This window comes from Pseudomonas sp. GM30, assembly GCF_000282275.2.
In the GTDB taxonomy this organism is placed as follows: Bacteria; Pseudomonadota; Gammaproteobacteria; order Pseudomonadales; family Pseudomonadaceae; genus Aquipseudomonas.
This window is the reverse complement of sequence record NZ_AKJP02000005.1, coordinates 103,069-129,365: the sequence shown is the minus strand read 5'-3', so window position 1 is coordinate 129,365 and position 26,297 is coordinate 103,069. Positions and strand designations below refer to the sequence as shown.

General features: G+C 61.1%; 25 protein-coding genes. 13 read left to right on the top strand and 12 right to left on the bottom strand.

Annotation, left to right across the window (positions count from 1 at the left end; all coding sequences use genetic code 11):
- Positions 1-35: 35 nt before the first annotated feature.
- Positions 36-461 (bottom strand): VOC family protein, encoded by a 426-nt coding sequence (locus PMI25_RS04380; protein WP_007965314.1) that lies wholly within the window; start codon positions 459-461, stop codon positions 36-38.
- A gap of 110 nt (positions 462-571) precedes the next feature.
- Here PMI25_RS04380 and PMI25_RS04375 point away from each other — a divergent pair, with 110 nt between their 5' ends.
- Positions 572-1,426, top strand: coding sequence for a LysR family transcriptional regulator (locus PMI25_RS04375; RefSeq protein WP_007965315.1), 855 nt, complete (start codon positions 572-574; stop codon positions 1,424-1,426).
- Positions 1,427-1,567: 141 nt separating this feature from the next.
- Here the strand turns inward: PMI25_RS04375 and fabI are convergent, their stop codons facing one another.
- From fabI to gloB, 8 genes are all read right to left on the bottom strand, one after another.
- Positions 1,568-2,362, bottom strand: a complete 795-nt coding sequence (gene fabI / locus PMI25_RS04370; RefSeq protein ID WP_003202751.1) for an enoyl-ACP reductase FabI — start codon at positions 2,360-2,362, stop codon at positions 1,568-1,570.
- 19 nt (positions 2,363-2,381) lie between these two features.
- Complete coding sequence (locus PMI25_RS04365) at positions 2,382-3,992, bottom strand: ABC transporter ATP-binding protein (RefSeq protein WP_007965316.1); 1,611 nt, start codon at positions 3,990-3,992, stop codon at positions 2,382-2,384.
- A gap of 1 nt (position 3,993) precedes the next feature.
- Entirely contained in the window at positions 3,994-5,013 is a 1,020-nt protein-coding gene (locus tag PMI25_RS04360) for an ABC transporter permease (protein WP_007965317.1), read from the bottom strand.
- 1 nt (position 5,014) lies between these two features.
- On the bottom strand, positions 5,015-6,088 hold the full coding sequence (locus tag PMI25_RS04355) for a microcin C ABC transporter permease YejB (protein ID WP_003224148.1): 1,074 nt from the start codon (positions 6,086-6,088) through the stop codon (positions 5,015-5,017).
- A gap of 4 nt (positions 6,089-6,092) precedes the next feature.
- Positions 6,093-7,934 (bottom strand): extracellular solute-binding protein, encoded by a 1,842-nt coding sequence (locus PMI25_RS04350; RefSeq protein ID WP_007965318.1) that lies wholly within the window; start codon positions 7,932-7,934, stop codon positions 6,093-6,095.
- A complete protein-coding gene (locus PMI25_RS04345) occupies positions 7,931-9,763 on the bottom strand; it encodes an extracellular solute-binding protein (RefSeq protein WP_007965319.1) in 1,833 nt (610 codons plus the stop codon). Before PMI25_RS04345 ends, PMI25_RS04350 begins: the two co-directional genes overlap by 4 nt.
- A gap of 290 nt (positions 9,764-10,053) precedes the next feature.
- Positions 10,054-11,520, bottom strand: a complete 1,467-nt coding sequence (locus tag PMI25_RS04340; RefSeq protein WP_007965321.1) for a LysM peptidoglycan-binding domain-containing protein — start codon at positions 11,518-11,520, stop codon at positions 10,054-10,056.
- 99 nt (positions 11,521-11,619) lie between these two features.
- The gene (gloB, locus tag PMI25_RS04335) at positions 11,620-12,387 is read right to left on the bottom strand and encodes a hydroxyacylglutathione hydrolase (protein ID WP_007965323.1); all 768 of its coding nucleotides are present in this window, start codon (positions 12,385-12,387) and stop codon (positions 11,620-11,622) included.
- Positions 12,388-12,453: 66 nt separating this feature from the next.
- On the opposite strand from gloB, the gene PMI25_RS04330 reads away from it, so the two are divergent.
- The 5 genes from PMI25_RS04330 (at position 12,454) to PMI25_RS04310 (ending at position 17,894) form a co-directional block, all read left to right on the top strand.
- Positions 12,454-13,212 carry a methyltransferase domain-containing protein gene (locus tag PMI25_RS04330; RefSeq protein ID WP_003224159.1) on the top strand — a complete coding sequence of 253 codons (759 nt, stop codon included), beginning with the start codon at positions 12,454-12,456 and terminating at the stop codon, positions 13,210-13,212.
- A gap of 91 nt (positions 13,213-13,303) precedes the next feature.
- Positions 13,304-13,765 carry a ribonuclease HI gene (gene rnhA / locus PMI25_RS04325; protein WP_003224162.1) on the top strand — a complete coding sequence of 154 codons (462 nt, stop codon included), beginning with the start codon at positions 13,304-13,306 and terminating at the stop codon, positions 13,763-13,765.
- A 241-nt stretch (positions 13,766-14,006) separates the two neighbouring features.
- Complete coding sequence (dnaQ, locus tag PMI25_RS04320) at positions 14,007-14,765, top strand: DNA polymerase III subunit epsilon (RefSeq protein WP_007965849.1); 759 nt, start codon at positions 14,007-14,009, stop codon at positions 14,763-14,765.
- 244 nt (positions 14,766-15,009) lie between these two features.
- On the top strand, positions 15,010-17,265 hold the full coding sequence (locus PMI25_RS04315; protein ID WP_007965848.1) for an Orn/Lys/Arg decarboxylase N-terminal domain-containing protein: 2,256 nt from the start codon (positions 15,010-15,012) through the stop codon (positions 17,263-17,265).
- 14 nt (positions 17,266-17,279) lie between these two features.
- A complete protein-coding gene (locus PMI25_RS04310; RefSeq protein ID WP_007965847.1) occupies positions 17,280-17,894 on the top strand; it encodes a GNAT family N-acetyltransferase in 615 nt (204 codons plus the stop codon).
- On the opposite strand, the gene PMI25_RS04305 is transcribed toward PMI25_RS04310, so the two are convergent.
- Positions 17,860-18,753 (bottom strand): LysR substrate-binding domain-containing protein, encoded by an 894-nt coding sequence (locus PMI25_RS04305; protein WP_007965846.1) that lies wholly within the window; start codon positions 18,751-18,753, stop codon positions 17,860-17,862. The genes PMI25_RS04310 and PMI25_RS04305 overlap by 35 nt on opposite strands.
- 85 nt (positions 18,754-18,838) lie before the next feature.
- Positions 18,839-19,069, bottom strand: coding sequence for a hypothetical protein (locus PMI25_RS04300; RefSeq protein WP_007965845.1), 231 nt, complete (start codon positions 19,067-19,069; stop codon positions 18,839-18,841).
- Between the two features lie 183 nt (positions 19,070-19,252).
- On the opposite strand from PMI25_RS04300, the gene PMI25_RS04295 reads away from it, so the two are divergent.
- Together PMI25_RS04295 and PMI25_RS04290 are read left to right on the top strand one after the other, a co-directional pair.
- Complete coding sequence (locus PMI25_RS04295; protein ID WP_007965844.1) at positions 19,253-19,810, top strand: NADPH-dependent FMN reductase; 558 nt, start codon at positions 19,253-19,255, stop codon at positions 19,808-19,810.
- 185 nt (positions 19,811-19,995) lie between these two features.
- Positions 19,996-21,279, top strand: coding sequence for an arsenic transporter (locus PMI25_RS04290; protein WP_007965843.1), 1,284 nt, complete (start codon positions 19,996-19,998; stop codon positions 21,277-21,279).
- Between the two features lie 103 nt (positions 21,280-21,382).
- Here the strand turns inward: PMI25_RS04290 and PMI25_RS04285 are convergent, their stop codons facing one another.
- Positions 21,383-22,333 (bottom strand): DUF1853 family protein, encoded by a 951-nt coding sequence (locus PMI25_RS04285; protein ID WP_007965842.1) that lies wholly within the window; start codon positions 22,331-22,333, stop codon positions 21,383-21,385.
- A gap of 114 nt (positions 22,334-22,447) precedes the next feature.
- Between PMI25_RS04285 and PMI25_RS04280 the strand changes: the two genes are divergently transcribed.
- From PMI25_RS04280 to PMI25_RS04260, 5 genes are read left to right on the top strand one after another with little or no spacing between them, the layout of a single operon-like run.
- The gene (locus tag PMI25_RS04280) at positions 22,448-23,338 is read left to right on the top strand and encodes an NAD(+) kinase (protein ID WP_003224174.1); all 891 of its coding nucleotides are present in this window, start codon (positions 22,448-22,450) and stop codon (positions 23,336-23,338) included.
- On the top strand, positions 23,335-24,309 hold the full coding sequence (locus PMI25_RS04275; protein ID WP_371260368.1) for a metallophosphoesterase: 975 nt from the start codon (positions 23,335-23,337) through the stop codon (positions 24,307-24,309). Before PMI25_RS04280 ends, PMI25_RS04275 begins: the two co-directional genes overlap by 4 nt.
- The gene (locus PMI25_RS04270; RefSeq protein ID WP_007965837.1) at positions 24,306-25,175 is read left to right on the top strand and encodes a rhomboid family intramembrane serine protease; all 870 of its coding nucleotides are present in this window, start codon (positions 24,306-24,308) and stop codon (positions 25,173-25,175) included. Before PMI25_RS04275 ends, PMI25_RS04270 begins: the two co-directional genes overlap by 4 nt.
- Before the next feature lie 33 nt (positions 25,176-25,208).
- A complete protein-coding gene (locus PMI25_RS04265; protein WP_007919229.1) occupies positions 25,209-25,469 on the top strand; it encodes a YeaC family protein in 261 nt (86 codons plus the stop codon).
- Positions 25,466-26,296, top strand: a complete 831-nt coding sequence (locus tag PMI25_RS04260; RefSeq protein WP_007965835.1) for a DUF2797 domain-containing protein — start codon at positions 25,466-25,468, stop codon at positions 26,294-26,296. The genes PMI25_RS04265 and PMI25_RS04260 overlap by 4 nt, the downstream gene beginning before the upstream one ends.
- Position 26,297: the final 1 nt, after the last annotated feature.

Genomic DNA, 26,297 nt, shown 5'->3' with positions numbered 1-26,297 from the left:
CTTGCTCGCGAAGGCGTCCGGCTCAACGCCCCCCTCTATTTGGCAAACAACTGTCCGATGTCCTTGAACGCCTTGAACTCCAGCGCGTTGCCACATGGGTCGAACAGAAACATCGTCGCCTGTTCGCCCACCAATCCCTGAAAGCGAATCCCCGGCTCAATCACAAATCGCGTGCCCAACGATGTCAGGCGTTCGGCCAGCGCCTGCCATTGCGCCATCCCCAGCACCACACCGAAATGCGGCACCGGCACGTCATACCCGTCCACAGCATTGGTGTGCGCGGCTTCCTGTGCAGGGTTTTTCGGCGCCAGATGTATCACCAGTTGATGGCCGAAGAAGTTGAAATCGACCCAATGTTCGCTGGAGCGACCTTCTTCCAGCCCGAAGACTTCGCGATAAAAGTGGCGTGCGGCGGCCAGGTCATAGACGGGGATGGCCAGATGGAAAGGGCTTAACGACATGGCGCAATGCTCGATCAGAGGAAGTGCACTGAGTTTAGTGCTGTGAAATGTGATTGAAAGACGATAGTTTTTGCGCCGAGCTCAAATTATTTCGATCAGTCGAGGTGTGCATGCTGCGTGAACTCAAGACCTTTCTCGCGGTGGCGCGCCATGGCACGTTTGCCGCTGCCGGTTTGCACATCGGCCTGACGCAGTCTGCAGTCAGCGCGCAGATCCGTAATCTCGAACAGGCCTTGGGCATTCGCCTGTTTGATCGCACTGGCCGTCAGGCGACGCTCAATCCCGCCGGGCTGCGCGCGGTGCCGATGGCGCAGGAAATGCTCGCAATCTTCAGCCGCATGGGTGAGAGCGAGGATGTCAGCGAGATTCGCGGCGAGCTGAAAATCGGCGCGGTGGCGACTGCGCAGACCGGGCTGCTGCCTCAGGCATTGTTGCGCTTGCGTCAGCAGGCTCCGGGGCTGGAACCGAAATTGGTGCCGGGGGTGTCGTTGAATCTGTTGAGTCAGGTCGATGCCGGCGAGGTGGATCTGGCAATCATGATCAAGCCGCCGTTCGAGCTGCCCAAGGAGTTGTCGGCGACGGTGATTCGTCGCGAACCGTTCGTGCTGATCGTGCCGCTGCAGGTCGAAGGCGACGATCCGCTGCAGTTGCTCGCCGACCAGCCGCAGGTGCGCTATGACCGCAATTCATTTGGCGGGCGTTTGGTGACGCGGTTTCTGCGCGAGCAGCGGATCGAGGTCGAGGTGGCACTGGAACTGGATGAGCTGGAGGCGATCGTGAAGATGGTCGAGTCCGGGCTGGGCGTTTCGCTGCTGCCCAAGGCTGGGCTGTGGCTGGAGCATCCGCTCAAGGTCAGGGTGATTGAGTTGGGTGAGCTGACGTTCTACCGCGAGATGGTCTTGTTGCAGCGCTATAGCCAGCGTAATCAGCCGGTTCAAAAACTGTTTGCCGATTGTTTGCTCTGACGATCAAAGGATCGCAGCCTTCGGCAGCTCCTACAGGGTGGTGCTGTCCCTGTAGGAGCTGCCGAAGGCTGCGATCTTTTGATGTTGAACCCAATAAAAAACCCGCCGGAAGAGGCGGGTTTTTTATCGGCAGAGCGAAGATTACTCTTCGATGTTGCCCATCGCGGTGGTGTTGAAGCCGCCGTCCACGTACATGATTTCACCGCTGATGCCCGACGCCAGGTCGGAGCACAGGAAGGCGCCGGCGTTGCCGACTTCTTCGATGGTGACGTTGCGGCGCAGTGGGGTTTGCGCTTCGTTGGCGGCCAGCATCTTGCGGAAGTTCTTGATGCCCGAGGCTGCCAGGGTACGGATCGGGCCAGCCGATACGCAGTTGACGCGGGTGCCGTCCGGGCCCAGGGAGCCGGCCAGGTAACGTACGCCAGCTTCCAGCGAAGCCTTGGCCATGCCCATCACGTTGTAGTTCGGCATGGTGCGCTCGGCGCCCAGGTACGACAGGGTCAGCAGGCTGCCGTTGCGGCCTTTCATCATTTCGCGGCCAGCCTTGGCCAGGGCCACGAAGCTGTAGGCGCTGATGTCGTGAGCGATGCGGAAACCTTCACGGGTGGTGGCTTCGGTGAAGTCGCCGTCCAGTTGGTCGCCCGGGGCGAAGCCGACGGAGTGCACGATGCAGTCCAGGCCGTCCCACTTCTTGCTCAGTTCTTCGAAGACCTTGGCGATTTCTTCATCGCTGGCCACGTCGCACGGGAAGCACAGCTCAGGGCTCGAACCCCAGCCCTGTGCGAACTCTTCAACGCGACCCTTGAGTTTGTCGTTCTGATAAGTGAAGGCAAGCTCAGCGCCCTCGCGATGCATGGCGGCAGCGATGCCGGATGCGATGGACAGCTTGCTGGCGACACCGACGATCAGTACGCGCTTACCGGCGAGAAAACCCATGTGTTGCTCCTCTTTCAGGTTATTGCGCAGTGGCTGGTGCCAAAAAAGCGGCTTCCAGCAACTGCTGTGTATACGGATGTTTGGGGGCGGCAAAAATATCTTGCGCGTCTCCCTGTTCGACCACTTGGCCATGCTTGACCACCATCAACTGGTGGCTCAGCGCTTTGACGACAGCCAGGTCATGGCTGATGAACAAATACGTCAGGTTGTACTTGGCTTGCAGTGAACGCAACAGCTCCACCACTTGCCGCTGCACCGTGCGGTCGAGCGCCGAAGTGGGCTCGTCCAGCAGGATCAGCGCCGGTTTCAGCACCAAAGCCCGGGCAATGGCGATACGTTGCCGTTGCCCACCGGAAAATTCGTGAGGGTAGCGGTGCCGGGTTTCCGGATCCAGACCTACCTCCTTCAATGCCGCAATAATCGCCGCTTCCTGCTCGGCGGCGGTGCCCATCTTGTGAATCCGCAGGCCTTCGCCAACGATGTCGCTGACGCACATCCGCGGGCTCAGGCTGCCGAACGGGTCCTGAAACACCACCTGCATCTCCCGCCGCAACGGGCGAACCTCGTTCTGCGTCAGGCAGTCTAGCTGCTTGCCCTCAAAGCGGATCGCGCCTTTGCTGCCGATCAGCCGCAAAATCGCCAGACCGAGGGTGGATTTGCCGGAACCGCTTTCTCCCACGATCCCCAGCGTCTGTCCCTGAGGCAGGCTGAAATTGATGCCGTCTACTGCCTTGACGTAATCCACCGTGCGCTTGAGCAGGCCTTTCTTGATCGGGAACCAGACTTTCAGGTTCTCGACTTCCAGCAGCGGCGCCCCGATTTTATTGCTCGCCGGGCCTCCGCTGGGCTCCGCGCCGAGCAATTCCCGAGTGTACGGATGCTGCGGCGAACGGAACAGCTCTGCGCACGATGCCTGTTCGACGATGCAACCGCGCTGCATGACACATACGCGATGCGCAATTCTTCGCACCAGGTTCAAATCGTGACTGATCAGTAACAACGACATGCCCAATCGAGCCTGAAGCTCCTTGAGCAAATCGAGGATTTTCAGCTGAACGGTCACGTCCAGTGCAGTGGTAGGCTCGTCGGCGATCAGCAGTTCCGGCTCGTTGGCCAATGCCATGGCGATCATCACCCGCTGGCGCTGGCCGCCGGACAATTCGTGGGGCAGGGCCTTGAGACGCTTGTGCGGCTCGGGAATGCCGACCATCTCCAGCAGCTCGAGGGTGCGTTTGGTCGCGACTTTGCCGCTCAGGCCCTTGTGGATGCCGAGAATCTCGTTGATCTGCTTCTCGATCGAGTGCAGCGGGTTGAGCGAGGTCATCGGCTCCTGAAAGATCATCGCGATGCGGTTGCCGCGGATGTGGCGGATGGTTTTTTCGCTCAGCCCCAGCAGATTCTGCCCGGCGTAGTTGATGCTGCCGGCCGGATGCCGGGCCAGCGGGTAGGGCAGCAGGCGCAGGATCGAGTGCGCCGTCACCGATTTGCCCGAGCCGGACTCGCCGACCAGCGCCAGGGTTTCGCCGCGTTTGATGTCGAAGCTCACGCCCTCGACCACCCGGTGCCGCCGCTCGTTGAAGCCGAACTCGACAGCGAGGTCGCGCACTTCGATCAGATTGTCCTGATTCATTTCACTTCCTCGGGTCGAAGGCATCGCGAGCGGACTCGCCGATAAACACCAGCAAACTCAACATCAGCGCCAGCACCGCGAACGCGCTCATGCCCAGCCACGGCGCCTGCAGATTGGATTTGCCCTGGGCCACCAGTTCACCCAGCGACGGACTGCCGGCCGGCAAACCGAAACCGAGGAAGTCCAGCGCGGTCAGGGTGCCGATGGCGCCGGTGAGGATGAACGGCATGAAGGTCATGGTCGAGACCATGGCGTTGGGCAGAATGTGGCGGAACATGATCGCGCCGTTCTGCATGCCCAGCGCCCGCGCCGCGCGCACGTATTCGAGGTTGCGGCCACGGAGGAACTCGGCGCGCACCACGTCGACCAGGCTCATCCACGAAAACAGCAGCATGATCCCCAGCAACCACCAGAAATTCGGCTGGACGAAACTGGCGAGGATGATCAGCAGGTACAGCACCGGCAAACCAGACCAGATCTCCAGAAAGCGCTGCCCGGCCAGATCGACCCAGCCGCCATAGAAACCCTGCAGCGCGCCGGCAATCACACCGATGATCGAGCTGAGTACCGTCAGCGTGAGCGCAAACAACACGGAAATGCGGAAGCCGTAAATCACCCGCGCCAGCACATCGCGGCCCTGATCATCGGTGCCCAGCAGGTTGTCCGCCGACGGTGGGGCCGGGGCCGGGACTTTCAGGTCGTAGTTGATGCTCTGGTAGCTGTAGGGGATCGGCGCCCACAACACCCACGCATCCTTGGCCTTGAGCAGTTCGCGGATGTACGGGCTCTTGTAGTTGGCTTCCAGCGGGAATTCGCCGCCGAAGGTGGTTTCCGGGTAGCGCTTGATCGCCGGGAAGTACCAGTGGTTGTCGTAATGCACCACCAGCGGCTTGTCGTTGGCGATCAGCTCGGCGCCGAGGCTCAGGCCGAACAGGATCAGGAACAGCCACAGCGACCACCAGCCACGCTTGTTGGCCTTGAACAGTTCGAACCGGCGGCGATTGAGCGGGGACAGGTTCATCTCAATGCTCCCGGCTGGCGAAGTCGATGCGCGGATCGACCAGGGTGTAGGTGAGGTCGCCGATCAGTTTCACCACCAGCCCCAGCAGGGTGAAGATGAACAGGGTGCCGAACACCACCGGGTAATCGCGGTTGATCGCCGCTTCGAAACTCATCAGGCCCAGACCGTCGAGGGAGAAAATCACTTCCACCAGCAACGAGCCAGTGAAGAAGATGCCGATGAACGCTGACGGGAATCCGGCAATCACCAGCAACATGGCGTTGCGAAACACATGGCCGTAAAGCACGCGGTTGCGCGTCAGGCCCTTGGCCTTGGCGGTGACCACGTACTGCTTGTTGATCTCGTCGAGGAAGCTGTTTTTGGTCAGCAAAGTCATGGTCGCGAAGTTGCCGATCACCAGCGCGGTCACCGGCAGCGCCAGGTGCCAGAAATAGTCGAGAATCTTGCCGCCCAGGCTCAGCTCATCGAAATTGTTCGAAGTCAGGCCACGTAGCGGGAACCAGTCCAGATAACTGCCGCCGGCGAACACCACGATCAGCAGAATCGCAAAGAGGAACGCCGGGATCGCGTAACCGATGATGATCGCCGAACTGGTCCACACGTCGAAGTGACTGCCGTGCCGCGTGGCCTTGGCGATCCCCAGCGGGATCGACACCAGGTACATGATCAGCGTGCTCCACAGCCCGAGCGAGATCGACACCGGCATCTTTTCCTTGATCAGGTCGATGACCTTGGCATCACGGAAAAAGCTGTCGCCGAAATCCAGCTTCGCGTAGTTCTTGACCATGATCCACAGGCGTTCCGGGGCCGACTTGTCGAACCCGTACATGTGCTCGATTTCCTTGATCAGCGCCGGGTCCAGACCTTGCGCGCCACGATAGGCGGAGCCGGCCACCGACACTTCGGCACCGCCACCGGCGATGCGGCTGGTGGCGCCTTCGAAGCCTTCGAGCTTGGCGATCATCTGTTCCACCGGACCGCCGGGCGCGGCCTGGATGATCACGAAGTTGATCAGCAGGATGCCGAACAGGGTCGGGATGATCAGCAGCAGTCGCCGAAAAATGTACGCCAGCATCTGATTACTCCGTGCCCACAGGGTCGGCTTGCAGTTTGGTTTCGACTTCTATGGCAGGCTTCGCGTCAGGCTTGACCCACCAGGTGTTAATCCCGATGTCGTATTTGGGCGAGACTTTCGGGTGACCGATGTGGTTCCAGTAAGCCACGCGCCAGGTCTTGATGTGCCAGTTGGGGACCACGTAGTAACCCCATTGCAGCACCCGATCCAGCGCCCGGGCATGCGCCACCAGGCTGCTGCGCGAGTCGGCGTTGATCAGGTTTTCCACCAGGTGATCGACGATCGGATCCTTCAGGCCCATGGTGTTGCGGCTGCTCGGTTTGTCGGCGGCGGCGCTCATCCAGAATTCGCGCTGCTCGTTACCCGGCGAGTTGGATTGCGGGAAGCTGCCGACCATCATGTCGAAGTCCCGCGAGCGCACGCGGTTGATGTACTGCGAAACGTCGACGCGGCGGATTACCAGATCAATGCCAAGGTCGGCCAGATTGCGTTTGAACGGCAGCAGCACGCGTTCGAATTCGGTCTGCGCCAGAAGGAACTCGATGACCACCGGTTTGCCGTTGGCATCGACCATTTTGTCGTCGACGATCTTCCAGCCAGCCTCCTGCAACAGCTGATAGGCCTCGCGCTGCTGGGCGCGGATCATGCCGCTGGCGTCGGTCTTCGGGTTCTCGAAAGCTTCGCTGAACACCTGCGCCGGCAGTTTGCTGCGAAACGGTTCGAGGATCGCCCGTTGTTCGGCGTCGGGCAGGCCGGTGGCGGCCATTTCCGAGTTCTCGAAATAGCTGCGAGTGCGGAAGTAGGCACCGTTGAACAGCTGTTTGTTGGTCCACTCGAAATCGAACAGCAGACCGAGCGCCTGCCGCACCCGCACATCCTGAAACACCGGACGGCGCAGGTTGAAAACGAAGCCCTGCATGCCGGTCGGGTTGCTGTTGGCGATCTGTTCCTTGATCAAGCGACCTTCGGTGACCGCCGGAATGTTGTAGGCGTTGGCCCAGTTCTTCGCGGTCATTTCCAGCCAGTAATCGAACTGGCCGGCCTTCAGCGCTTCGACGGCGACGGTGTTGTCGCGGTAGTAATCGGTGGTCATTACGTCGAAGTTGTAGAACCCGCGATTGACCGGCAGATCCTTGCCCCAGTAGTCCTTGACCCGTTCATAGCGCACCGAGCGCCCGGCTTTCACTTCGGCGACCTTGTACGGGCCGCTGCCCAGCGGGATCTCCAGATTGCCCTTGGAAAAATCACGACTGGCCCACCAGTGTTTCGGCAGCACCGGGAGCTGACCGAGGATCAGCGGCAACTCGCGATTGTTGGTGTGCTTGAACTTGAACAGCACCTTGAGCGGGTCTTCGGCGATGGCCTCTTCGACATCGCTGTAGTAGCCGCGAAACAGCGGCGAGCCGTCCTTGGTCAGGGTCTGGAAGCTGAACACCACGTCTTCGGCGCGCACCGGATGGCCATCGTGAAACCGCGCTTCCGGGCGCAGGTAGAAACGCACCCAGCTGTTGTCCGGGGCTTTCTCGATCTTTGCGGCAATCAGGCCGTACTCGGTGAACGGCTCGTCGAGGCTGTGCTTGGTCAGGGTGTCGTAGATCTGCCCGATATCATCGGCCGGCACGCCTTTGCTGATGAACGGGTTGAGGCTGTCGAAGCCGCCGAACCCGGCCTGGCGGAAGATCCCGCCCTTGGGCGCGTCGGGGTTCACGTAATCGAACTGCTTGAAGTCCGCCGGGTATTTCGGCGGCTCGTTGTACAGGGTCACGGCATGTTGCGGGGCGGCAATCGCCAGCCCGGCGAACAGCAGACCGCTGGCCTGCACGAGCAGGGCGCGGATGGGCGTCATTTATTGTTCTCCGAAGATTTCAGCCACCACGCGCTCAGCCCCAGGGTGTAGGGCGGCGTGGTGACGAAGGCCAACCGGTTGCGGTAGGCCAGTCGGTGATAATTGAGGTACCAGTTGGGAATGCTGTAGTGCTGCCAGAGCAGCACGCGGTCCAGCGCCTTGCCGGCGGCGACCTGTTCGTCGCGGGTTTGTGCAGCGAGCAATTGTTCGAGCAGGTGATCGACCACCGGGTTGGCGATACCAGCGTAATTCTTGCTGCCCTTGACCCCGACCTGACTGGAATGGAAATACTGCCATTGCTCCAGACCCGGGCTGAGGGTCTGGTTGAGGGTCATCAGGATCATGTCGAAATCGAACTGATCCAGGCGCTGTTTGTACTGGGCGCGATCCACCGTGCGTAGACGCGCATCGATGCCGATGCTGTTGAGGTTCTCGATGTATGGCTGCAGGATCCGTTCAAGGTTCGGATTGACCAGCAGCAACTCGAAACTCAACGGCTGGCCCTTGGCGTTTTGCAGGCGCTGGCCGTTGAGCTTCCAGCCGGCCTCGGCGAGCAGGGCCAGCGCCTTGCGCATGGTTTCGCGCGGGATGCCACGGCCATCGGTCTGCGGCAATGTGAACGGCTCGGTGAACAGCTTGGCCGATAGTTGCTCCTTGTACGGCTTGAGCATCAGCCATTCATGCCCGACCGGCAGCCCCGTCGCGGAAAACTCGCTGTTGGGGTAGTAGCTGGTGGTGCGCTGGTAGGCATCGCTGAACAGCGCGCGGTTGGTCCATTCGAAGTCGAACATCAGGCCCAGCGCTTCGCGCACCTTGACGTCGCTGAAGGTCGCGCGTCGGGTGTTCATGAACAGGCCCTGGCTCTGGGTCGGGATCTGGTGCGGAATCTGCGCCTTGATCACCTCGCCACGGCGCACCGCCGGGAAGTTGTAGCCGTTGGCCCAGTTCTTTGCCTGATGCTCGATGTAGATGTCGAATTCGCCGGCCTTGAACGCTTCGAAGGCCACGTCGCTGTCGCGGTAGAACTCGACTTCCATGCGATCGAAGTTGTACTTGCCGCGATTGACCGGCAGGTCCTTGCCCCAGTAATCCTTGACCCGCTCGAAAATCAGCTGCCGCCCCGGCGTCACCGAGGTGATGCGGTACGGGCCACTGCCCAGCGGTGGCTCGAAGGTGGTGGCCTTGAAGTCGCGATCCTTCCAGTAATGCTGCGGCAGCACCGGCAACTCGCCGAGGCGCAGGATCAGTAACGGATTGCCCGAGCGTTTCATCACGAAACGAATGCGCTGCGGGTTGAGGATGTCGACCCGCGAGACTTCCTGCAGGGCGGTGCGGTACAGCGGGTGGCCGTCCTTGAGCAGTGTGCGGTAGGAGAACGCCACGTCGTAGGCGGTGATCTGGGTGCCGTCGTGAAAGCGCGCTTCCGGGCGCAGATTGAACACCACCCAGCTGCGATCTTCGCTGTACTCCACCGATTGCGCGATTAAGCCATAACTGGACGCCGGTTCGTCACCGGACGGCGAATACTGGCCGGTGCCGACCATCAGCGGCTCGTTCAGCTCGTTGATGCCGTACTGCAGGAAATTCGGCGTGGTAACCGGGCTGGTGCCCTTGAAAGTGTACGGGTTGACCGTATCGAAGGTGCCGAACGCCATCACCCGCAACGTACCGCCCTTGGGCGCTTGCGGGTTGACCCAGTCGAAGTGGGTAAATCTGGCCGGGTACTTGAGCGTGCCGAACTGCGCATAACCGTGACTTTCGGTAATCGTCGCGCTTGCGGGTGAGCTCAAGGCCAGGCTGATCAGGAGCAGGAGGAGGGGACGCTTCAAGTCAGATCCGATCCAGGCGGCTTGGGCTTTTGTGGCCGTACAGTAACAGCTTGTCTGGACAGGAAAAAGATAGCGGGTTAATGGGCTGTTAATCGGCGTGCAATGCTTGCCCGGTTTGCATTGTAGCGAGGGGATTTATCCCCGATGGACTGCGCAGCAGTCCCCGTGGTTTTTGGAAGGCAGGGGCCGCTTCGCGCCCCATCGGGGATAAATCCCCTCACCACAAGTAATCCATCAGGGACAATATTCTGGTAATAAAAAAAGCCCCTGAAAATTCAGAGGCTCTTCTGTCAGTGCGGCTGGTAGACCGTGAGCATCTGCCCAGGCTTGAGGGCCTTGCCGGCACCCGGGTTCCAGCGCTTGAGATGCTGCATCTCGACGTTGAAACGCTTGGCCACCACGTACAGGGTGTCGCCACGCTTGACCTTGTACTGGGTCTGCTGCTGGCTGTCGGCCTTGCCTTTGCTCTTGCTGTTGGCGGCAATCACCGTGTTGACCCGGCCACCGCTGCGCGCCGGGGTGCGCTTGGTGTTGTCCTGCATCACCAGGGTCTGGCCGACCTTGAGGTTCTTGCCGGTCAGCTTGTTCCAGCGCTGCAGGTCCTTGACTTCGACCTTGTTGGCCTTGGCGATGGAGCCGAGATTGTCGCCGCGTTTGACCCGGTAAGCGCGCTTGAGCTTGGCCACTTCAGTCGGATCAGCACCGTCGAACACCGGCTTCAGCGAGCGCGGACTGATCAGCTCTTCAGGCCGCATGGTCTGCAGGCTGGCGGTCAGCAGTTGCGCCTTGGACGTCGGCACCAGCAGATGCTGAGGACCGTCGATGGTGGTGCGCTGCTTGAAGGCCGGGTTGAGCTGGAACAGCTCGTCTTCGTCGATGTTGGCCACCGCCGCAACCTTGGACAGGTCCATGCGCTGGTTGATTTCGACGACCTGGAAATACGGTTCGTTGGCGATCGGGTTGAGGTTCACCCCGTAGGCTTCCGGGGCCAGCACCACTTGCGACAGGGCCAGCAGTTTCGGCACGTAGGCCTGGGTTTCCGCCGGCAGCGACGACAGGTTCCAGTAGTCGGTCGGCAGGCCGAGCTTCTCGTTGCGCTCGATGGCGCGGCTCACCGTGCCTTCACCAGCGTTATACGCCGCCAGGGCCAGCAGCCAGTCACCGTTGAACATGTCGTGCAGACGAGTCAGGTAGTCCATCGCGGCGGTGGTCGAGGCGGTAATATCGCGACGGCCATCATAGAAGCGGGTCTGGCGCAGGTTGTAGTAACGACCGGTGGACGGAATGAATTGCCACAGGCCCGAAGCGTCGGCCCGGGAATAGGCCATCGGGTTGTAGGCGCTCTCGATCACTGGCAGCAGGGCCAGCTCCAGCGGCATGTTGCGCTCTTCGAGACGCTCGACGATGTAATGAATGTAGAGACTGCCGCGTTCGCCGGCGTTCTCCAGAAAGGACGGGTTGCTGGCAAACCATAGCCGCTGCTGCTCGATGCGCGGGTTCACGCCCAGGCCGTCCTGCAGCTGGAAACCACCGCGCATGCGCTCCCAGATGTCCTGAGGCACCTGCGGGCTGGGCTTTTCGCTGAGCCAGATCGGTTTCTGCTTGGCTCGCGCAGCAATGTTCGGCGTATGGCTCGCTTCAGGCTGCGGAGCATGGCTGGAGCAGCCCGCCAACGTGGCGGACACAGCCACCGCGATGGCTTGCGCCAAGCGGGTCAGCGTGTCTGAATTGACGGACTTACGTATGGATGACGACATTGGCTGGAAGTAAGTTCCGGGCAAAAATGTCGGGCGATTCTAGAAAGCGCACCCCCTGCGGTCAACCATTCAGAATTTCTGTACCAGCTGGGGAGTCACTTAGAACTTATCTTTCCATGCCCGCAGAGCCGCAAAAACCTCACTCGGCGCCCGGTTTTGAGCGCCTGCCCGTTCGTCCACTTTTTGTGTAACTAATGTTTCAGCGGTACGCAAAAACGGATTTGTGAGCTTTTCCAGAGCCAGGGTCGAGGGTAGGGTCATCACGCCTTTTTCCCGTTGCTCGGTAACTTTTTCCAGACGGGCGGCGATGTCCGGGTTGGTCGGTTCGACCGCAGCAGCAAACTTCAGATTGCTCAGGGTGTATTCATGGGTGCAATACACCAGCGTATCCTCAGGTAATGCGGCGAGGCGGCCGAGCGAGTGGTGCATCTGTTCCGGCGTGCCTTCGAACAGGCGTCCGCAACCGGCGGCGAACAGCGTGTCACCGCAAAACAGCAGGCCGTGGTGGTAGTAGGCAATGTGGCCGAGGGTGTGACCGGGCACCGCATAGACATCGAAGTCCCAGCCGAGCACGCTGACGCTGTCGTTGTCCTTGAGCGCCACGTCGCGCCCCGGAATGTTTTCACTGGCCGGGCCGTAGACTGTGGCGCCGGTTGCGGCTTTCAGGCGTTCGACGCCGCCGACGTGATCATGGTGGTGATGGGTGATCAGAATGTCGCTCAGCACCCAGCCCGGGTGCGCGTCGAGCCAGGCCTGCACCGGCGCGGCATCGCCCGGGTCGACCACGGCGCAGCGCTGGCTGTGGTGATCCTGTAACAACCAGATGTAGTTGTCGGTGAACGCGGGCAGGGCACTGATCTGTATCATCGTCGGAATTCGCCAAGCGGAAAACATTGGCGCATCTTAGAGCTTCTAGCGGCGTTGGAGAATGACATGACCGATAAAGCGTTCGCTCAGGCCGATCCCGACTGGCTGGCGTTGATCGGCGCGGCCCGTGAGTGGCTGGCCGGCCCGCTCGGGCAATTTCTGCTGGATGAAGAACGGCGCATGCTCGAAGACGAGTTGGGGCGGTTCTTCGGCGGCTATCTGGTGCATTACGGGCCGTCGGCCCAGACCCCGCCGTCGGCGCCGCAGGTGCAGCGCAACGTGCGACTCGGCGCGCCGTTGCCGGGGGTAGAGATCGTCTGCGAGGAACAGGCCTGGCCGTTGAGCGAGCATGCCGCCGACGTGGTGGTGTTGCAGCACGGTCTGGATTTCTGCCTGTCGCCCCACGGTCTGCTGCGTGAAGCGGCGAGCAGCGTACGCCCCGGCGGGCATCTGCTGATCATCGGGATCAACCCCTGGAGTACTTGGGGCTTGCGCCACGTCTTCGCCCACGACGCCTTGCGTCAGGCGCGCTGTATCTCGCCGTCGCGGGTCGCCGACTGGCTCAACCTGCTGGGCTTTGCGCTGGAGAAACGCCGCTTCGGGTGCTATCGTCCGCCGCTCGCGTCGCCCAAGTGGCAGGCCCGACTGGCCGGCTGGGAACGCAAGGCCGGCGACTGGCAACTGTCCGGCGGTGGCTTCTATTTATTGGTCGCGCGCAAGATCGTGGTCGGCCTGCGTCCGGTGCGTCAGGAGCGGCGCGAGCCGATGGGCAAGCTGATTCCGCTGCCGATGGCCAAGGTCAACCGCCGCCGTATCGAACCGTAAACCTTCTTTTTATAGTGGCCGGACCTGCTCCGGCCGCGGCCATCGTCGATCCGCGATTGACGGGGCCAGGCATTTTTCTGGATAGAGTGGCATGAGCGAAAGCGTCGATAGCGTAGAACTGTTCACCGACGGCGCCTGCAAGGGCAACCCCGGCCCGGGCGGCTGGGGCGCCTTGCTGGTGTGCAAGGGCGTCGAAAAGGAACTGTGGGGCGGCGAAGCCAACACCACCAACAACCGCATGGAACTGCTCGGCGCCATCCGTGGCCTCGAAGCCTTGAAGCGTCCGTGCGAAGTGCTGCTGGTGACCGACTCGCAATACGTGATGAAAGGCATCAACGAGTGGATGGCCAACTGGAAAAAACGCGGCTGGAAGACGGCGGCGAAAGAACCGGTGAAAAACGCTGACCTGTGGAAAGAGCTGGATGAGCAGGTCAATCGCCACAAGGTCACCTGGAAGTGGGTGCGCGGGCACATCGGCCATCACGGTAACGAACGGGCCGACCAGTTGGCCAACCGTGGGGTAGATGAGGTTCGCGGGTACAAGCAGAGCTGATTGCCGGTAGGTTCACTCCTGCCATCTGGAATGCATTCCCCTGTAGGAGCTGCCGAAGGCTCGGGCCGCGTTCGGACGATCTTTTGATCTTGCTTTTAAAAAACAAAGTCAAAAGATCGCAGCCTGCGGCAGCTCCTACAGGGTCATAGGTGCCAATCAAGCGGTGGTGCGCGCCGCGCGCCGTGAGCGTGTTAACATCGCCGCTTTTGTACGATTGACCCCCGTTGAGAATTGAACACTGATGGCCACCAGATCCGTTGTACTCGATACCGAAACCACCGGCATGCCGGTGACCGATGGTCACCGGATCATTGAAATCGGCTGTGTCGAACTGATCGGTCGGCGCCTGACGGGCCGGCACTTTCACGTCTACCTGCAACCGGATCGCGAAAGTGACGAGGGCGCGATCGGTGTTCACGGCATCACCAACGAATTCCTCGTCGGCAAACCGCGTTTCGCCGAAGTCGCCGACGAGTTCTTCGAGTTCATCAACGGCGCGCAGCTGATCATCCATAACGCGGCGTTCGACGTTGGTTTCATCAACAACGAATTCGCCTTGATGGGCCAGCACGATCGTGCGGACATCACCCAGCATTGCACCATCCTCGACACCCTGATGATGGCCCGGGAACGTCACCCGGGGCAGCGCAACAGCCTCGACGCCTTGTGCAAACGTTACGGTGTCGACAACTCCGGCCGGGAACTGCACGGCGCCTTGCTCGACTCGGAGATTCTCGCCGACGTCTACCTGACCATGACCGGTGGTCAGACCAGCCTGTCGCTGGCCGGCAACGCTTCCGACGGCAATGGCACGGGCGAGGGCGCGGACAACTCCGCTACCGAGATCCGTCGTCTGCCAGCTGATCGTCAGCCTGCGCGGATCATTCGGGCGACGGAAGAGGAACTGGCGGCGCATATGGCGCGGCTGGAGATCATTGCCAAGTCGGCGGGTGGGCCGGCGTTGTGGACGCAGATTGCCGAGGCTGATGCTCAGGCCTGAACACATTTTGTGGCGAGGGAGCTTGCTCCCGCTTGGCTGCGAAGCAGTCATAAAACCTGAATGCACATTGATGCTGAACGAATACCGGGGGCCGCTTCGCGCCCCAGCGGGAGCAAGCTCCCTCGCCACAAAAGCTGAGTCAGGCTGAATGAAGCCAACTGGCCACCCTCGCCACTTTCGCCGCAACCCTCTACCCTGAGTGCATTGGCAGACTTTGATCCGCCGCCTCAGGACACTGAGCCTCATGTACAAAGATTTGAAGTTTCCGGTGTTGATCGTCCACCGCGACATCAAGGCCGACACGGTCGCCGGTGACCGTATCCGTGGCATCGCCCGGGAGTTGGAGCAGGAAGGTTTCAATATCGTTTCGGCCATCGATTACACCGAAGGGCGGTTGGTGGCCTCCACCCATCATGGTCTGGCGTGCATGCTGATCGCGGCCGAAGACGCCAGCACCAACTCGCATCTGCTGCAAAACATGGCCGAACTGATCGGCCTGGCGCGGGTGCGCGCGCCGGATCTGCCGATCTTTGCCTTGGGCGAACAGGTCACCCTGGAAAACGCCCCGGCCGATGCCATGGCCGAGCTCAATCAATTGCGTGGCATTCTCTATCTGTTCGAAGACACCGTGCCGTTTCTCGCCCGGCAAGTGGCGCGGGCGGCGCGCAAATACCTTGATGGCCTGCTGCCGCCATTTTTCAAGGCGTTGGTGCAGCACACTGCCGATTCCAACTATTCCTGGCACACCCCCGGGCATGGCGGTGGCGTGGCTTATCACAAGAGTCCGGTGGGGCAGGCGTTTCACCAGTTCTTTGGCGAAAATACCCTGCGTTCGGACTTGTCGGTATCGGTGCCGGAACTCGGTTCGCTGCTCGATCACACTGGGCCGCTGGCCGAAGCCGAAGAACGCGCCGCGCGCAATTTTGGCGCCGATCACACCTTTTTCGTGATCAATGGCACCTCGACCGCCAACAAGATCGTCTGGCACTCGATGGTCGGCCGTGATGATCTGGTGCTGGTCGATCGCAACTGCCACAAATCGGTGTTGCACGCGATCATCATGACCGGCGCGATCCCGCTGTACCTGTGCCCGGAGCGCAATGAGCTGGGGATCATCGGTCCGATTCCGCTGAGCGAATTCAGCCGCGAGTCGATCCAGGCCAAGATCGACGCCAGCCCGCTGACCAAGGGCCGTGCGCCGAAAGTCAAACTGGCGGTGGTGACCAATTCGACCTACGACGGCCTGTGCTACAACGCCGAGCTGATCAAGCAGAGCCTGGGCAACAGCGTCGAAGTGCTGCATTTCGATGAGGCGTGGTACGCCTACGCGGCGTTTCACGAGTTCTTCGCCGGGCGCTACGGCATGGCCACCTCGCGCACAGAAGACAGCCCGCTGGTGTTCACCACCCATTCCACCCACAAGCTGCTCGCCGCGTTCAGTCAGGCCTCGATGATTCATGTGCAGGACGGCGGCGCACGGCAACTGGACCGTGATCGTTTCAACGAAGCGTTCATGATGCACATTTCGACCTCGCCGCAGTACAGCATCATTGCTTCGCTGGACGTGGCTTCGGCGATGATGGAAGGTCCGGCCGGGCGCTCGCTGTTGCAGGAAACCTTTGACGAGGCGCTGAGTTTTCGTCGGGCGCTGGCCAATCTGCGCCAGCACATTGCGGCGGATGACTGGTGGTTCTCGATCTGGCAGCCGCCTGGCGTCGAAGGCATCGACCGGGTGCAGACCGAAGACTGGCTGTTGCAACCGGACGCTGACTGGCATGGCTTCGGCGAAGTCAGCGACGACTATGTGCTGCTCGACCCGATCAAAGTGACCCTGGTCATGCCCGGGTTGAATGCCGGTGGCGCGCTGAGCGAGAAGGGCATCCCGGCGGCGGTGGTCAGCAAGTTCCTCTGGGAGCGCGGGCTGGTGGTGGAGAAGACCGGGCTGTATTCGTTCCTGGTGCTGTTCTCGATGGGCATCACCAAGGGCAAGTGGAGCACGCTGCTCACCGAGTTGCTGGAATTCAAGCGCAGTTACGACGCCAACGTCAGTCTCGCGACCTGCCTGCCGTGCGTGGCGCAGCAAGATACTGCGCGCTATCGCGGCATGGGCCTGCGCGATTTGTGCGATCAACTGCACGCTTGTTACCGCAGCAATGCCACCGCCAAACATCTGAAACGCATGTACACGGTGCTGCCGGAAATCGCCATGAAGCCGGCCCATGCCTATGATCATCTGGTGCGTGGCGAAGTCGAGGCGGTGCCGATCGATGGGCTGGAAGGGCGGATCGCCGCGGTAATGCTGGTGCCGTATCCACCGGGGATTCCGCTGATCATGCCGGGTGAACGCTTCACCGAGGCGACCCGCTCGATCATCGACTACCTGAAGTTCGCCCGCACGTTCGATAGCAGCTTCCCCGGTTTTGTTGCTGATGTGCATGGACTGCAACATGAAGACGAGGGCAATGGGCGGCAGTACACCGTCGATTGCGTCAAGGAATGAGGACTTTCCCGAGTATGCAACCGGTCATGAATCCGAAATACCCAGGGTTGTCGGTGCGTGTCGCCGACGACGGTTTCGCAGCGTATATCTGGGGTAGCGACTTCAGTTTCGAGGTGGCCGCGTACGGTGCAGCCGTCATTGGCCAGCCGGTCGAGCGCTGGGCGGTGACGCCGATTGTGCCGTACCGCAAGTGCTACGGCATCGATCCCGAGGAGTTCAGCAGCTATCGTGACGCTGCCGACAGCGCGATTTTCATGGCGTATCTGGACGACGAGCCGGTCGGTCATCTGGTGATCAGCACCAACTGGAACGGCTTCGCCCATATCGATGAGCTGGCGGTGCACGCACCGGCGCGCCGCCATGGTGTGGCCAAGGCGCTGTTGGATGTGGCGCAGTTCTGGAGCCGCAAGAAGAAACTGCCGGGGATCATGCTCGAGACGCAGAACAACAACCTCGGCGCCTGTCGTTTGTATGAGCGTTGTGGCTACGAGATTGGTGGTGTCGACCATTTGCGTTATCGCGGGATTGACCCGAACACCGCGGAAATCGCGCTGTTCTGGTATCGACTGTTCGATAACCCGCTGGAACACCCGCTCAGCTCGCCAGCATCGCCTCGGCTTGTTCCGTGACAATCGCCAGCAGCGTCTGAATCGCTGCCGGCGTGGCACTGTGCCGGTAGGTCAGGGCATACAGGCTGAGGGGCACCGCCGGTGACAATGGGCAGACGTCCAGTCCGCCGGCCCGTGCGCCGAGGGCGGTGAACGGGTCGACGATGGCCAGGCCTTCGCCGGCCTCGACCATGCTGCGCATCATCTGATGGGTTTGCACCCGGGTCTGGATGCTCGGCGCCGGGCGCAGGGCCTGGAGTTTGTGCTCCAGCGCCGGGCTCAATGGGTCGTGGCCTTCGAGGCCAACCATTGCCTGGCCGGCGAGATCCTGCAGGGAAATGTATTTCTGCTTCGGTTGCAACCAGCCGTGGGGCGCGAGCAGTTGCAGCTTGCCGTGGGCCAATGGCTGGCAGTGGATGTCGGGGTGTTCCGGATCGTGCAGGCTCAGGCCCAGATCGCTTTCGCGCAGCAGCAGGCTGCGGACGATGTCGCAGGTCGGAGCGCTGAGCAAGCGGCAAGGAGCGTCGGGCAACCGTCGGCGCAGCAGGGCGATACTTTGCGGCAACAGCTGTTGCGCCAGCGGCGGGGTGCCGATGAGGCGCAGGGGCGGGGCGAGGTATTGTTTGAGGCTGCTGGCCAGACGCTGCACGGGCTCCAGCGCCTGATAGACGTGAGCGATTTCCACCTGCAACGCCCGCGCTTCAGGCGTCGATTGCAGCCGGCCGCGTACGCTGGCGAACAGCATGAACCCCAACTCGCTCTCGGCTTCGCGCAATCGCTCTTCGACCTCGGCCACCGGCAGTTGCAGCCATTCGGCGGCGGTGCCCAGGTGACCGGTCTGCAAGAGCGCCTGAATCACTTCGATATGACGTAAACGCATGCGTGAAGTCCATGTTCAGCAGGTGGGGTCAGTGCCTGAATCCTACCCCAAGTCTGCGCATATGACTTCTGCTCATAACGGCCAGTTATGAAGCGACGGTTGTCTCAGGCTCGCGGGTCAGGGTGATACCTGACTGAACCAGGAGAAACTCGGTGTCACTGACTTTGTTGACGCGATCGCCAATGGCCAGTTTGTAAATCGGCTCCGAGCCAGTGGAACCGTCTGCCGACGGGGTGGATTCCTGGAACTCATGCACGGAATAAACGCGGCCTTCCGCATCTCTTGCATGGAACTGACCGACGAGTACTGCTGCCATCTGCTTAGAACCTCTGGAGATAAAACGCTTGATTTGCGGCTTGGTAGACCGTCATCAAGCCCTGTAAGTTTTCCTACAGGAAAAAAATAATCAGCGCGAAGGAATTTCCCTTGCTCGCTGGTGAAACGGTCATCGAATCATCTATAACTACTGGCTCTTCCCACGGACAGTCGAGAGTCTTCCATGAGCAATGTCTACAACGTCGCTGTAGTCGTCGGCAGCCTGCGCAAAGCATCGATCAACCGCAAAGTCGCGCTGGCGCTGGCCGAGCTGGCACCGGCGAACCTGAAACTGAAGATTGTCGAAATTGGCGACCTGCCACTCTATAACGAAGACATCGACGGCGATTCACCGCCGGCAGCCTACAGCACTTTCCGCCAGGAAGTCGGTTCTTCCGACGCGGTGCTGTTCGTCACCCCGGAATATAACCGCTCGGTGCCGGCGCCTCTGAAGAATGCGATTGACGTGGGTTCACGCCCGTATGGCAAGAGTGTCTGGAGCGGCAAACCGGGCGCGGTGATCAGCGTGTCGCCGGGAGCCATTGGCGGTTTTGGCGCCAACCAGCATCTGCGTCAGTCTTTCGTGTTTCTCAACGTGCCGTGCATGCAGCAGCCGGAGGCGTATCTGGGTGGTGCGGGTTCGGCGTTTGACGAGGCGGGCAAGTTGAGCGAGTCGGTGAAACCTTTTCTGCAGAATTTCATCAATGCCTACGGACAATTCGTAGAGCAACACAAAAAATAATCTGGCCTGAAAACCTTTGTGGTGAGGGGATTTATCCCCGATGGGTTGCGAAGCGACCCCCTGCGATTTCCAGTCATACCGGATTCGCAGGTTTTGCGGCTGCTGTGCAGCCGATCGGGGATAAATCCCCTCGCCACAGGTAAGCCGCATTTCCTTAAATCCTCTATTGCAAAAGGCTGTTGCGGATGCTCGCTGCGTCACTGATCTTCCTGCTGACCATCACCCTTGTCATCTGGCAACCCAAAGGCCTCGGGGTCGGCTGGAGCGCGACGCTCGGCGCCGTGCTGGCGCTGGTCTTCGGCGTCGTGCACCTGAGCGACATTCCGCTGGTGTGGCAGATCATCTGGAACGCCACCGGCACCTTCGTCGCACTGATTATCATCAGTCTGCTGCTCGACGAAGCCGGGTTCTTCGCTTGGGCCGCGTTGCACGTGGCGCGCTGGGGGCGGGGCAGTGGGCGCAAGCTGTTTGCCTTCATGGTGCTGCTCGGCGCGCTGGTGTCGGCGTTGTTCGCCAATGACGGCGCGGCGCTGATTCTCACGCCAATCGTGATTTCGATGCTGCTGGCGCTGCGCTTTTCCCCGGCGGCGACCCTCGCGTTCGTCATGGGCGCCGGTTTCATCGCCGACACCGCGAGCCTGCCGCTGGTGGTGTCGAACCTGGTCAACATCGTCTCGGCGGACTTCTTTCACATCGGCTTCAACCGCTATGCGGCGGTGATGGTGCCGGTCAACTTCGTCAGTGTGGCCGCGACGTTGGGCGTGCTGCTGTGGTTCTTCCGCCGCGACATTCCCAAGGCTTACGACCCCGAACAGCTCGAACAGCCGCACACGGCGATCCACGACAAAGCCACGTTCTATGCCGGTTGGGTGGTGCTGGTGATTTTGTTGATCGGCTGCTTCTTCCTAGAACAGCTGGGCATCCCGATCAGCGCGATCTCGGCGGTCTGCGCGGCGTTGCTGCTGGGGATCGCCGCCCGTGGCCACAGGATTTCCACGCGCAAGGTGCTGAAAGAAGCGCCGTGGCAGATCGTGATTTTCTCCCTCGGCATGTATCTGGTGGTGTATGGCCTGCGCAATGCCGGGCTGACCGGCTATCTCGCTGGTTGGCTGGACGTGTTCGCCGGGTATGGCGTGTGGGGCGCGGCGCTGGGCACCGGGGTGCTGACGGCGCTGTTGTCGTCGATCATGAACAACTTGCCGACAGTGTTGATCGGCTTGTTGTCGATCGATGCCAGTCAGGCCAGCGGTGTGATCAAGGAAGCGATGATCTACGCCAACGTGATCGGCAGCGATCTGGGGCCGAAAATCACCCCGATCGGCAGTCTGGCGACCTTGCTCTGGCTGCATGTGCTGGCACGCAAGGATATCCGGATTGGCTGGGGGTATTACTTCAAGGTCGGGATTGTGCTGACGGTGCCGGTGTTGTTGGTTACCTTGGCGGCGTTGGCTTTGCGGCTTTCGCTGTAGACCGAGTTGCCCCTATCGCGAGCAGGCTCACTCCTACCTTGGAATGCGTTCCCCTGTAGGAGTGAGCCTGCTCGCGATAGGGCCGGTTAAGGCGCTACAACTCTCACACCTGGCCCGGCACATTCGGCCAAAGATCCGCCACCAGAAACAACCGCTCTGCCTCTTCCCATTCGCCCTGCGAATTTTCGGTCAGGCGCACCAGCAGTTGCGCCGGGGCCATCGGTTCCAGGTCATCCAGCCACATCTGCAGGTGTTCAGCGTTCCAGGCCTGATCTGCCGGGTAATGCGCCGGCGCCAGCCACGCATGCCGGGGCAGGGGTTGCCAGCGTCCGGCCGGGCGCTGGGCGACGAACGCCGGCCAGTCCTTCTGATGCAGCCAACTGCCACGCAGGTGCTGCGGATGCGCGCCTCTGGGCGGTTCGGCCTGACCGGGCCACGGATACAGCAGATAACCGCCCAGCCACAACTGCGCACTGAACACCTCGATATCCAGCTTCGCCAGCGCCTCACGGCTTTCCGGACGGGCCGAGATCGGCAGTTGATGTTCGGCCAGATGCGCCAGTTTGCGGTCCAGTCGATCATGACAACCCGGCCCCAACCACTGCGCCGGGTCGTGGCCATCGCCCTCCTGCGGGCCGAGGTAGAGCTTGATCGCCAGTTCCAGGTGATGCACGCCATCGCGGTCGCGCAGCAGCATGTCCAGTTCACCGAGGGTATGGCCTTCGCGGCGGATCGGCAGGTTGGCGGCAATCAGCTCGATGCCCGGCGCATGCTCGACGGCAAACTGCCACAGCCGCTCGTAATAAAGGCCCAGCCGCCGGGTGCGCGCCTGCGCCAGCCAGTGCAACAAGCCATAACTGTCACGATCGAGTTGTCGCAGCCAGTGCTCCAGGCGCGCCGGATCGCTGACCCAGTCGCTACCGGCCAGCGGATGGCGCTGCGGCCACGGCGTTGCCGCCAGCATCGGCGGGGCGAGAATCACCCACGCCAGGTCACGCACTTCGGGATGGCGTAATTGGTGTGGCAACTGGAGCAGGTCGGGAAACAGGATCATCTTGCGAGCATAGCCTGAAACACGTGCGCCCCCTTGAGGCTGAAAGGATTTTGTCTATCGCGGGCTTTCGCCCATAATCGTGTTTTCGCGTTTTCGATTGTCCGCAGAGGTCCCATGGAGCAATTTCGTAATATCGGCATCATCGGTCGCCTGGGCAGTTCCCAGGTGCTGGATACCGTCCGCCGACTGAAACGCTTTCTGCTCGATCGTCACCTGCACGTGATTCTCGAAGACACCATCGCCGAAGTCCTGCCGGGCCACGGCCTGCAAACCTCGTCGCGCAAGATGCTCGGCGAAGTCTGCGACATGGTCATCGTCGTTGGCGGTGACGGCAGCCTGCTCGGCGCCGCGCGGGCGCTGGCCAAACACAACATTCCGGTGTTGGGGATCAACCGTGGCAGCCTTGGCTTTCTGACGGACATTCGCCCCGATGAGCTGGAAGTCGAAGTGGCCAAGGTGCTCGACGGCCACTATCTGGTGGAAAACCGCTTCCTGCTGCAAGCCGAAGTTCGCCGCCATGCCGAGGCCATCGGCCAGGGCGATGCGTTGAACGACGTGGTGCTGCACCCGGGCAAATCGACGCGGATGATCGAGTTCGAGCTGTACATCGACGGTCAGTTCGTCTGTAGCCAGAAGGCCGACGGCCTGATCGTCGCCACGCCGACCGGTTCCACCGCGTACGCGCTCTCGGCCGGCGGACCGATCATGCATCCCAAGCTCGATGCCATTGTGATCGTGCCGATGTACCCCCATATGTTGTCCAGCCGGCCAATTGTGGTCGATGGCAACAGTGAGCTGAAAATCGTCGTGTCGAAAAACATGCAGATCTACCCGCAGGTCTCCTGCGACGGGCAGAACCACTTCACCTGCGCGCCGGGCGACACCATCACCGTGAGCAAGAAAGCCCAGAAGCTACGGCTGATTCATCCGCTCGACCACAACTACTACGAAGTCTGCCGGACCAAGCTCGGCTGGGGCAGCAAGTTGGGTGGTGGAGGCGACTGATGCTCGATCCCGCGCGCAGTTATGACTTGATTGGTGACGTGCACGGATGCGCCCTGACCCTCGAACACTTGCTTGACCGACTCGGTTATCACAAGCAGGGCGGGGTCTGGCGGCATCCATCGCGCATGGCCGTGTTTGTCGGCGACATCATCGACCGTGGCCCGCGAATCCGCGAGGCGCTGCACATCGTCCACGACATGGTCGAGGCCGGGCAGGCGCTGTGCATCATGGGCAACCACGAATTCAACGCCTTGGGCTGGAGCACCCCGGCGCTGCCGGGCAGCGGCAAGCAGTTCGTCCGTGAGCACACGCCGCGGCATGCGCGCCTGCTGCACGAAACCCTGACCCAGTTCGAAGACCATCCGGGCGACTGGCATGACTTCCTCAACTGGTTCTACGAGCTGCCGCTGGTGGTCGATGCCGGGCGTTTCCGTGTGGTGCACGCCTGTTGGGATACCAGCCTGATCGAACCGTTGCGCGGGTTGTTCCCCGATGCGCGTATCGACGAGCACTTTCTTCAGGCCTCGGCCGTGCCCGGCAGTTTCGCCTGCACCGTATTCGACCGCTTGCTGCGCGGCACCGACATGCGCCTGCCGGACGGTCTGACCATGACCAGCGGCGACGGTCTGGTGCGTTCGTTTTTCCGCACCAAGTTCTGGGAAGACGACCCGAAAACTTACGGCGACATCGTCTTCCAGCCAGATGCACTGCCGGAGCCGGTGGCGCAGAAGCCGCTGACTTCCAGCGAAAAAAACAATCTGCTGCGCTATGGCATCGACGAGCCGTTGCTGTTCGTCGGCCACTACTGGCGCAGCGGCAAACCGGCGCCGATCCGCCCGAACCTCGCGTGTCTCGACTACAGCGCGGTGCTCTACGGCAAACTGGTGGCCTATCGTCTGGATCAGGAAACACGTCTGGATCCGCATAAATTTGTCTGGGTCGATGTCGAGCGGCCGGAGGTGCTGCAATGAGTGCGGTAGCGGTATTGCGTCTGCCGTTGGCGGTGGACCTGAGCGGATTCGTCAAACTGCTGCAACGGATGCAGGTGCCGCATCGGGTCAGTGAAGAGGCGGGCGAGCAGGTGCTGTGGGCGCCTTCGGAAATCAGCGAGGACGTGCGTTCGCTATACGAGCGTTTCCCGGCCGGCGATCCGGAGCAACAACTGGACATCCCGCAAGCCCCGACTTTCAAGCGTCCGAGCTTCGCCGAGCAACTCAAACACGCCAAGGCCACCGGGTTGATCCTGCTGCTGAGCCTGCTGGTCGGCGGCCTGACCTATCTGGGCGACAACCTCGACACCATTCGCTGGCTGACCTTCCTCGACTTCCGCGTGGTTGGCGAGTACATCCAGTTCACGCCGCTGGCCGACAGCCTGGCGGCGGGGCAGTGGTGGCGCCTGTTCACGCCGATGCTGCTGCACTTCGGCATCCTGCACCTGGCCATGAACGGCATGTGGTACTGGGAGCTGGGGCGGCGCATCGAATCGCGTCAGGGCAGCATCAACCTGCTCGGTCTGACCCTGTTGTTCAGCCTGGTGTCGAACTACGCGCAGTTCGCCTGGAGTGGCCCGAGCCTGTTCGGCGGCCTGTCCGGCGTGCTCTACGGCTTGCTCGGTCATTGCTGGATCTTCCAACTGCTGGCGCCGAACCCGGCGTATCGCCTGCCGCGCGGCGTGCTGGTGATGATGCTGGTGTGGCTGGTGATTTGCATGTCCGGACTGGTCTCGATGATCGGTTTCGGCCAGATCGCCAACGCCGCCCACGTCAGCGGGTTACTCATCGGATGCTTCACCGGTTTGTTGGGCGGTTTGTATAACCGCCGTAAACTGGCCGCCTGAATTTTTAAGTGAATAAAGAGCACGGAGACCCTGATGTCCTCTTTTAACGACATGATCAACAACATTACCCCGGACATCTACGAGAGCCTGAAACTGGCCGTGGAAATCGGCAAGTGGTCCGACGGCGGCAAACTCACCGCCGAACAGCGCGAGCTGTCGCTGCAGGCGATGATCGCCTGGGAAATCCAGAACCTGCCGGAAGACCAGCGCACCGGTTACATGGGTCCGCAGGAATGTGCGTCAAAGTCGATCGAAGTGCCGAACATCCTGTTCAAGTCGGATGCCATCCATTGATCGAGATTGGCCGCGGTGCAATCAGCAAAATGTCGGCGCGCCTGGACGGGCCGAATGTGCAATACGCGTTTCGTCTGGATGATGTCGAGTTGCCGGTCAATCCCATGATCGGCACCACGGTGCGTCTGGAGTACCTGGGGGCGATTCATTGCACCCATTGCGGGCGCAAGACCAAAACCAGTTTCAGCCAGGGTTACTGCTACCCGTGCATGACCAAACTGGCGCAGTGCGACCTCTGCATCATGAGTCCGGAGCGCTGCCACTTCGAGGCCGGCACCTGCCGCGACCCGGTATGGGGTCAGCAGTTCTGCATGACTGATCATGTGGTGTATCTGGCCAATTCGTCGGGGATCAAGGTCGGTATCACTCGCGCCACGCAACTGCCGACCCGTTGGCTCGATCAGGGCGCGAGTCAGGCGCTGCCGATCATGCGCGTATCGACGCGCCAGCAGTCGGGCTTCGTCGAAGACCTGTTCCGCAGTCAGGTGGCCGACAAGACCAATTGGCGCGCGTTGCTCAAGGGCGATGCGGCGGCGGTGGATCTGGCCCAGGTGCGCGATCAACTGTTTGAAAGCTGCGCCGAGGGCTTGCAAGGCTTGCAACAGCGATTCGGCCTACAAGCAATTCAGACGATTGCCGATGTAGAACCTCTCGAAATCCGCTATCCGGTCGAGCAATACCCGGCCAAAATCGTCAGCTTCAACCTGGACAAGAACCCGATTGCCGAAGGCACGCTGCTGGGGATCAAGGGTCAGTACCTGATTTTTGACACCGGCGTGATCAACATTCGTAAATACACGGCCTATCAGCTCGCCGTGCATCAATAAG

Coding starts and splice junctions, on each gene's coding strand:
- PMI25_RS04380 (WP_007965314.1), bottom strand. CDS start 461: ATGTCGTTAAGCCCTTTCCATCTGGCCATCCCCGTCTATGACCTGGCC.
- PMI25_RS04375 (WP_007965315.1), top strand. CDS start 572: ATGCTGCGTGAACTCAAGACCTTTCTCGCGGTGGCGCGCCATGGCACG.
- fabI (WP_003202751.1), bottom strand. CDS start 2,362: ATGGGTTTTCTCGCCGGTAAGCGCGTACTGATCGTCGGTGTCGCCAGC.
- PMI25_RS04365 (WP_007965316.1), bottom strand. CDS start 3,992: ATGAATCAGGACAATCTGATCGAAGTGCGCGACCTCGCTGTCGAGTTC.
- PMI25_RS04360 (WP_007965317.1), bottom strand. CDS start 5,013: ATGAACCTGTCCCCGCTCAATCGCCGCCGGTTCGAACTGTTCAAGGCC.
- PMI25_RS04355 (WP_003224148.1), bottom strand. CDS start 6,088: ATGCTGGCGTACATTTTTCGGCGACTGCTGCTGATCATCCCGACCCTG.
- PMI25_RS04350 (WP_007965318.1), bottom strand. CDS start 7,934: ATGACGCCCATCCGCGCCCTGCTCGTGCAGGCCAGCGGTCTGCTGTTC.
- PMI25_RS04340 (WP_007965321.1), bottom strand. CDS start 11,520: ATGTCGTCATCCATACGTAAGTCCGTCAATTCAGACACGCTGACCCGC.
- gloB (WP_007965323.1), bottom strand. CDS start 12,387: ATGATACAGATCAGTGCCCTGCCCGCGTTCACCGACAACTACATCTGG.
- PMI25_RS04330 (WP_003224159.1), top strand. CDS start 12,454: ATGACCGATAAAGCGTTCGCTCAGGCCGATCCCGACTGGCTGGCGTTG.
- rnhA (WP_003224162.1), top strand. CDS start 13,304: ATGAGCGAAAGCGTCGATAGCGTAGAACTGTTCACCGACGGCGCCTGC.
- dnaQ (WP_007965849.1), top strand. CDS start 14,007: ATGGCCACCAGATCCGTTGTACTCGATACCGAAACCACCGGCATGCCG.
- PMI25_RS04315 (WP_007965848.1), top strand. CDS start 15,010: ATGTACAAAGATTTGAAGTTTCCGGTGTTGATCGTCCACCGCGACATC.
- PMI25_RS04310 (WP_007965847.1), top strand. CDS start 17,280: ATGCAACCGGTCATGAATCCGAAATACCCAGGGTTGTCGGTGCGTGTC.
- PMI25_RS04305 (WP_007965846.1), bottom strand. CDS start 18,753: ATGCGTTTACGTCATATCGAAGTGATTCAGGCGCTCTTGCAGACCGGT.
- PMI25_RS04300 (WP_007965845.1), bottom strand. CDS start 19,069: ATGGCAGCAGTACTCGTCGGTCAGTTCCATGCAAGAGATGCGGAAGGC.
- PMI25_RS04295 (WP_007965844.1), top strand. CDS start 19,253: ATGAGCAATGTCTACAACGTCGCTGTAGTCGTCGGCAGCCTGCGCAAA.
- PMI25_RS04290 (WP_007965843.1), top strand. CDS start 19,996: ATGCTCGCTGCGTCACTGATCTTCCTGCTGACCATCACCCTTGTCATC.
- PMI25_RS04285 (WP_007965842.1), bottom strand. CDS start 22,333: ATGATCCTGTTTCCCGACCTGCTCCAGTTGCCACACCAATTACGCCAT.
- PMI25_RS04280 (WP_003224174.1), top strand. CDS start 22,448: ATGGAGCAATTTCGTAATATCGGCATCATCGGTCGCCTGGGCAGTTCC.
- PMI25_RS04270 (WP_007965837.1), top strand. CDS start 24,306: ATGAGTGCGGTAGCGGTATTGCGTCTGCCGTTGGCGGTGGACCTGAGC.
- PMI25_RS04265 (WP_007919229.1), top strand. CDS start 25,209: ATGTCCTCTTTTAACGACATGATCAACAACATTACCCCGGACATCTAC.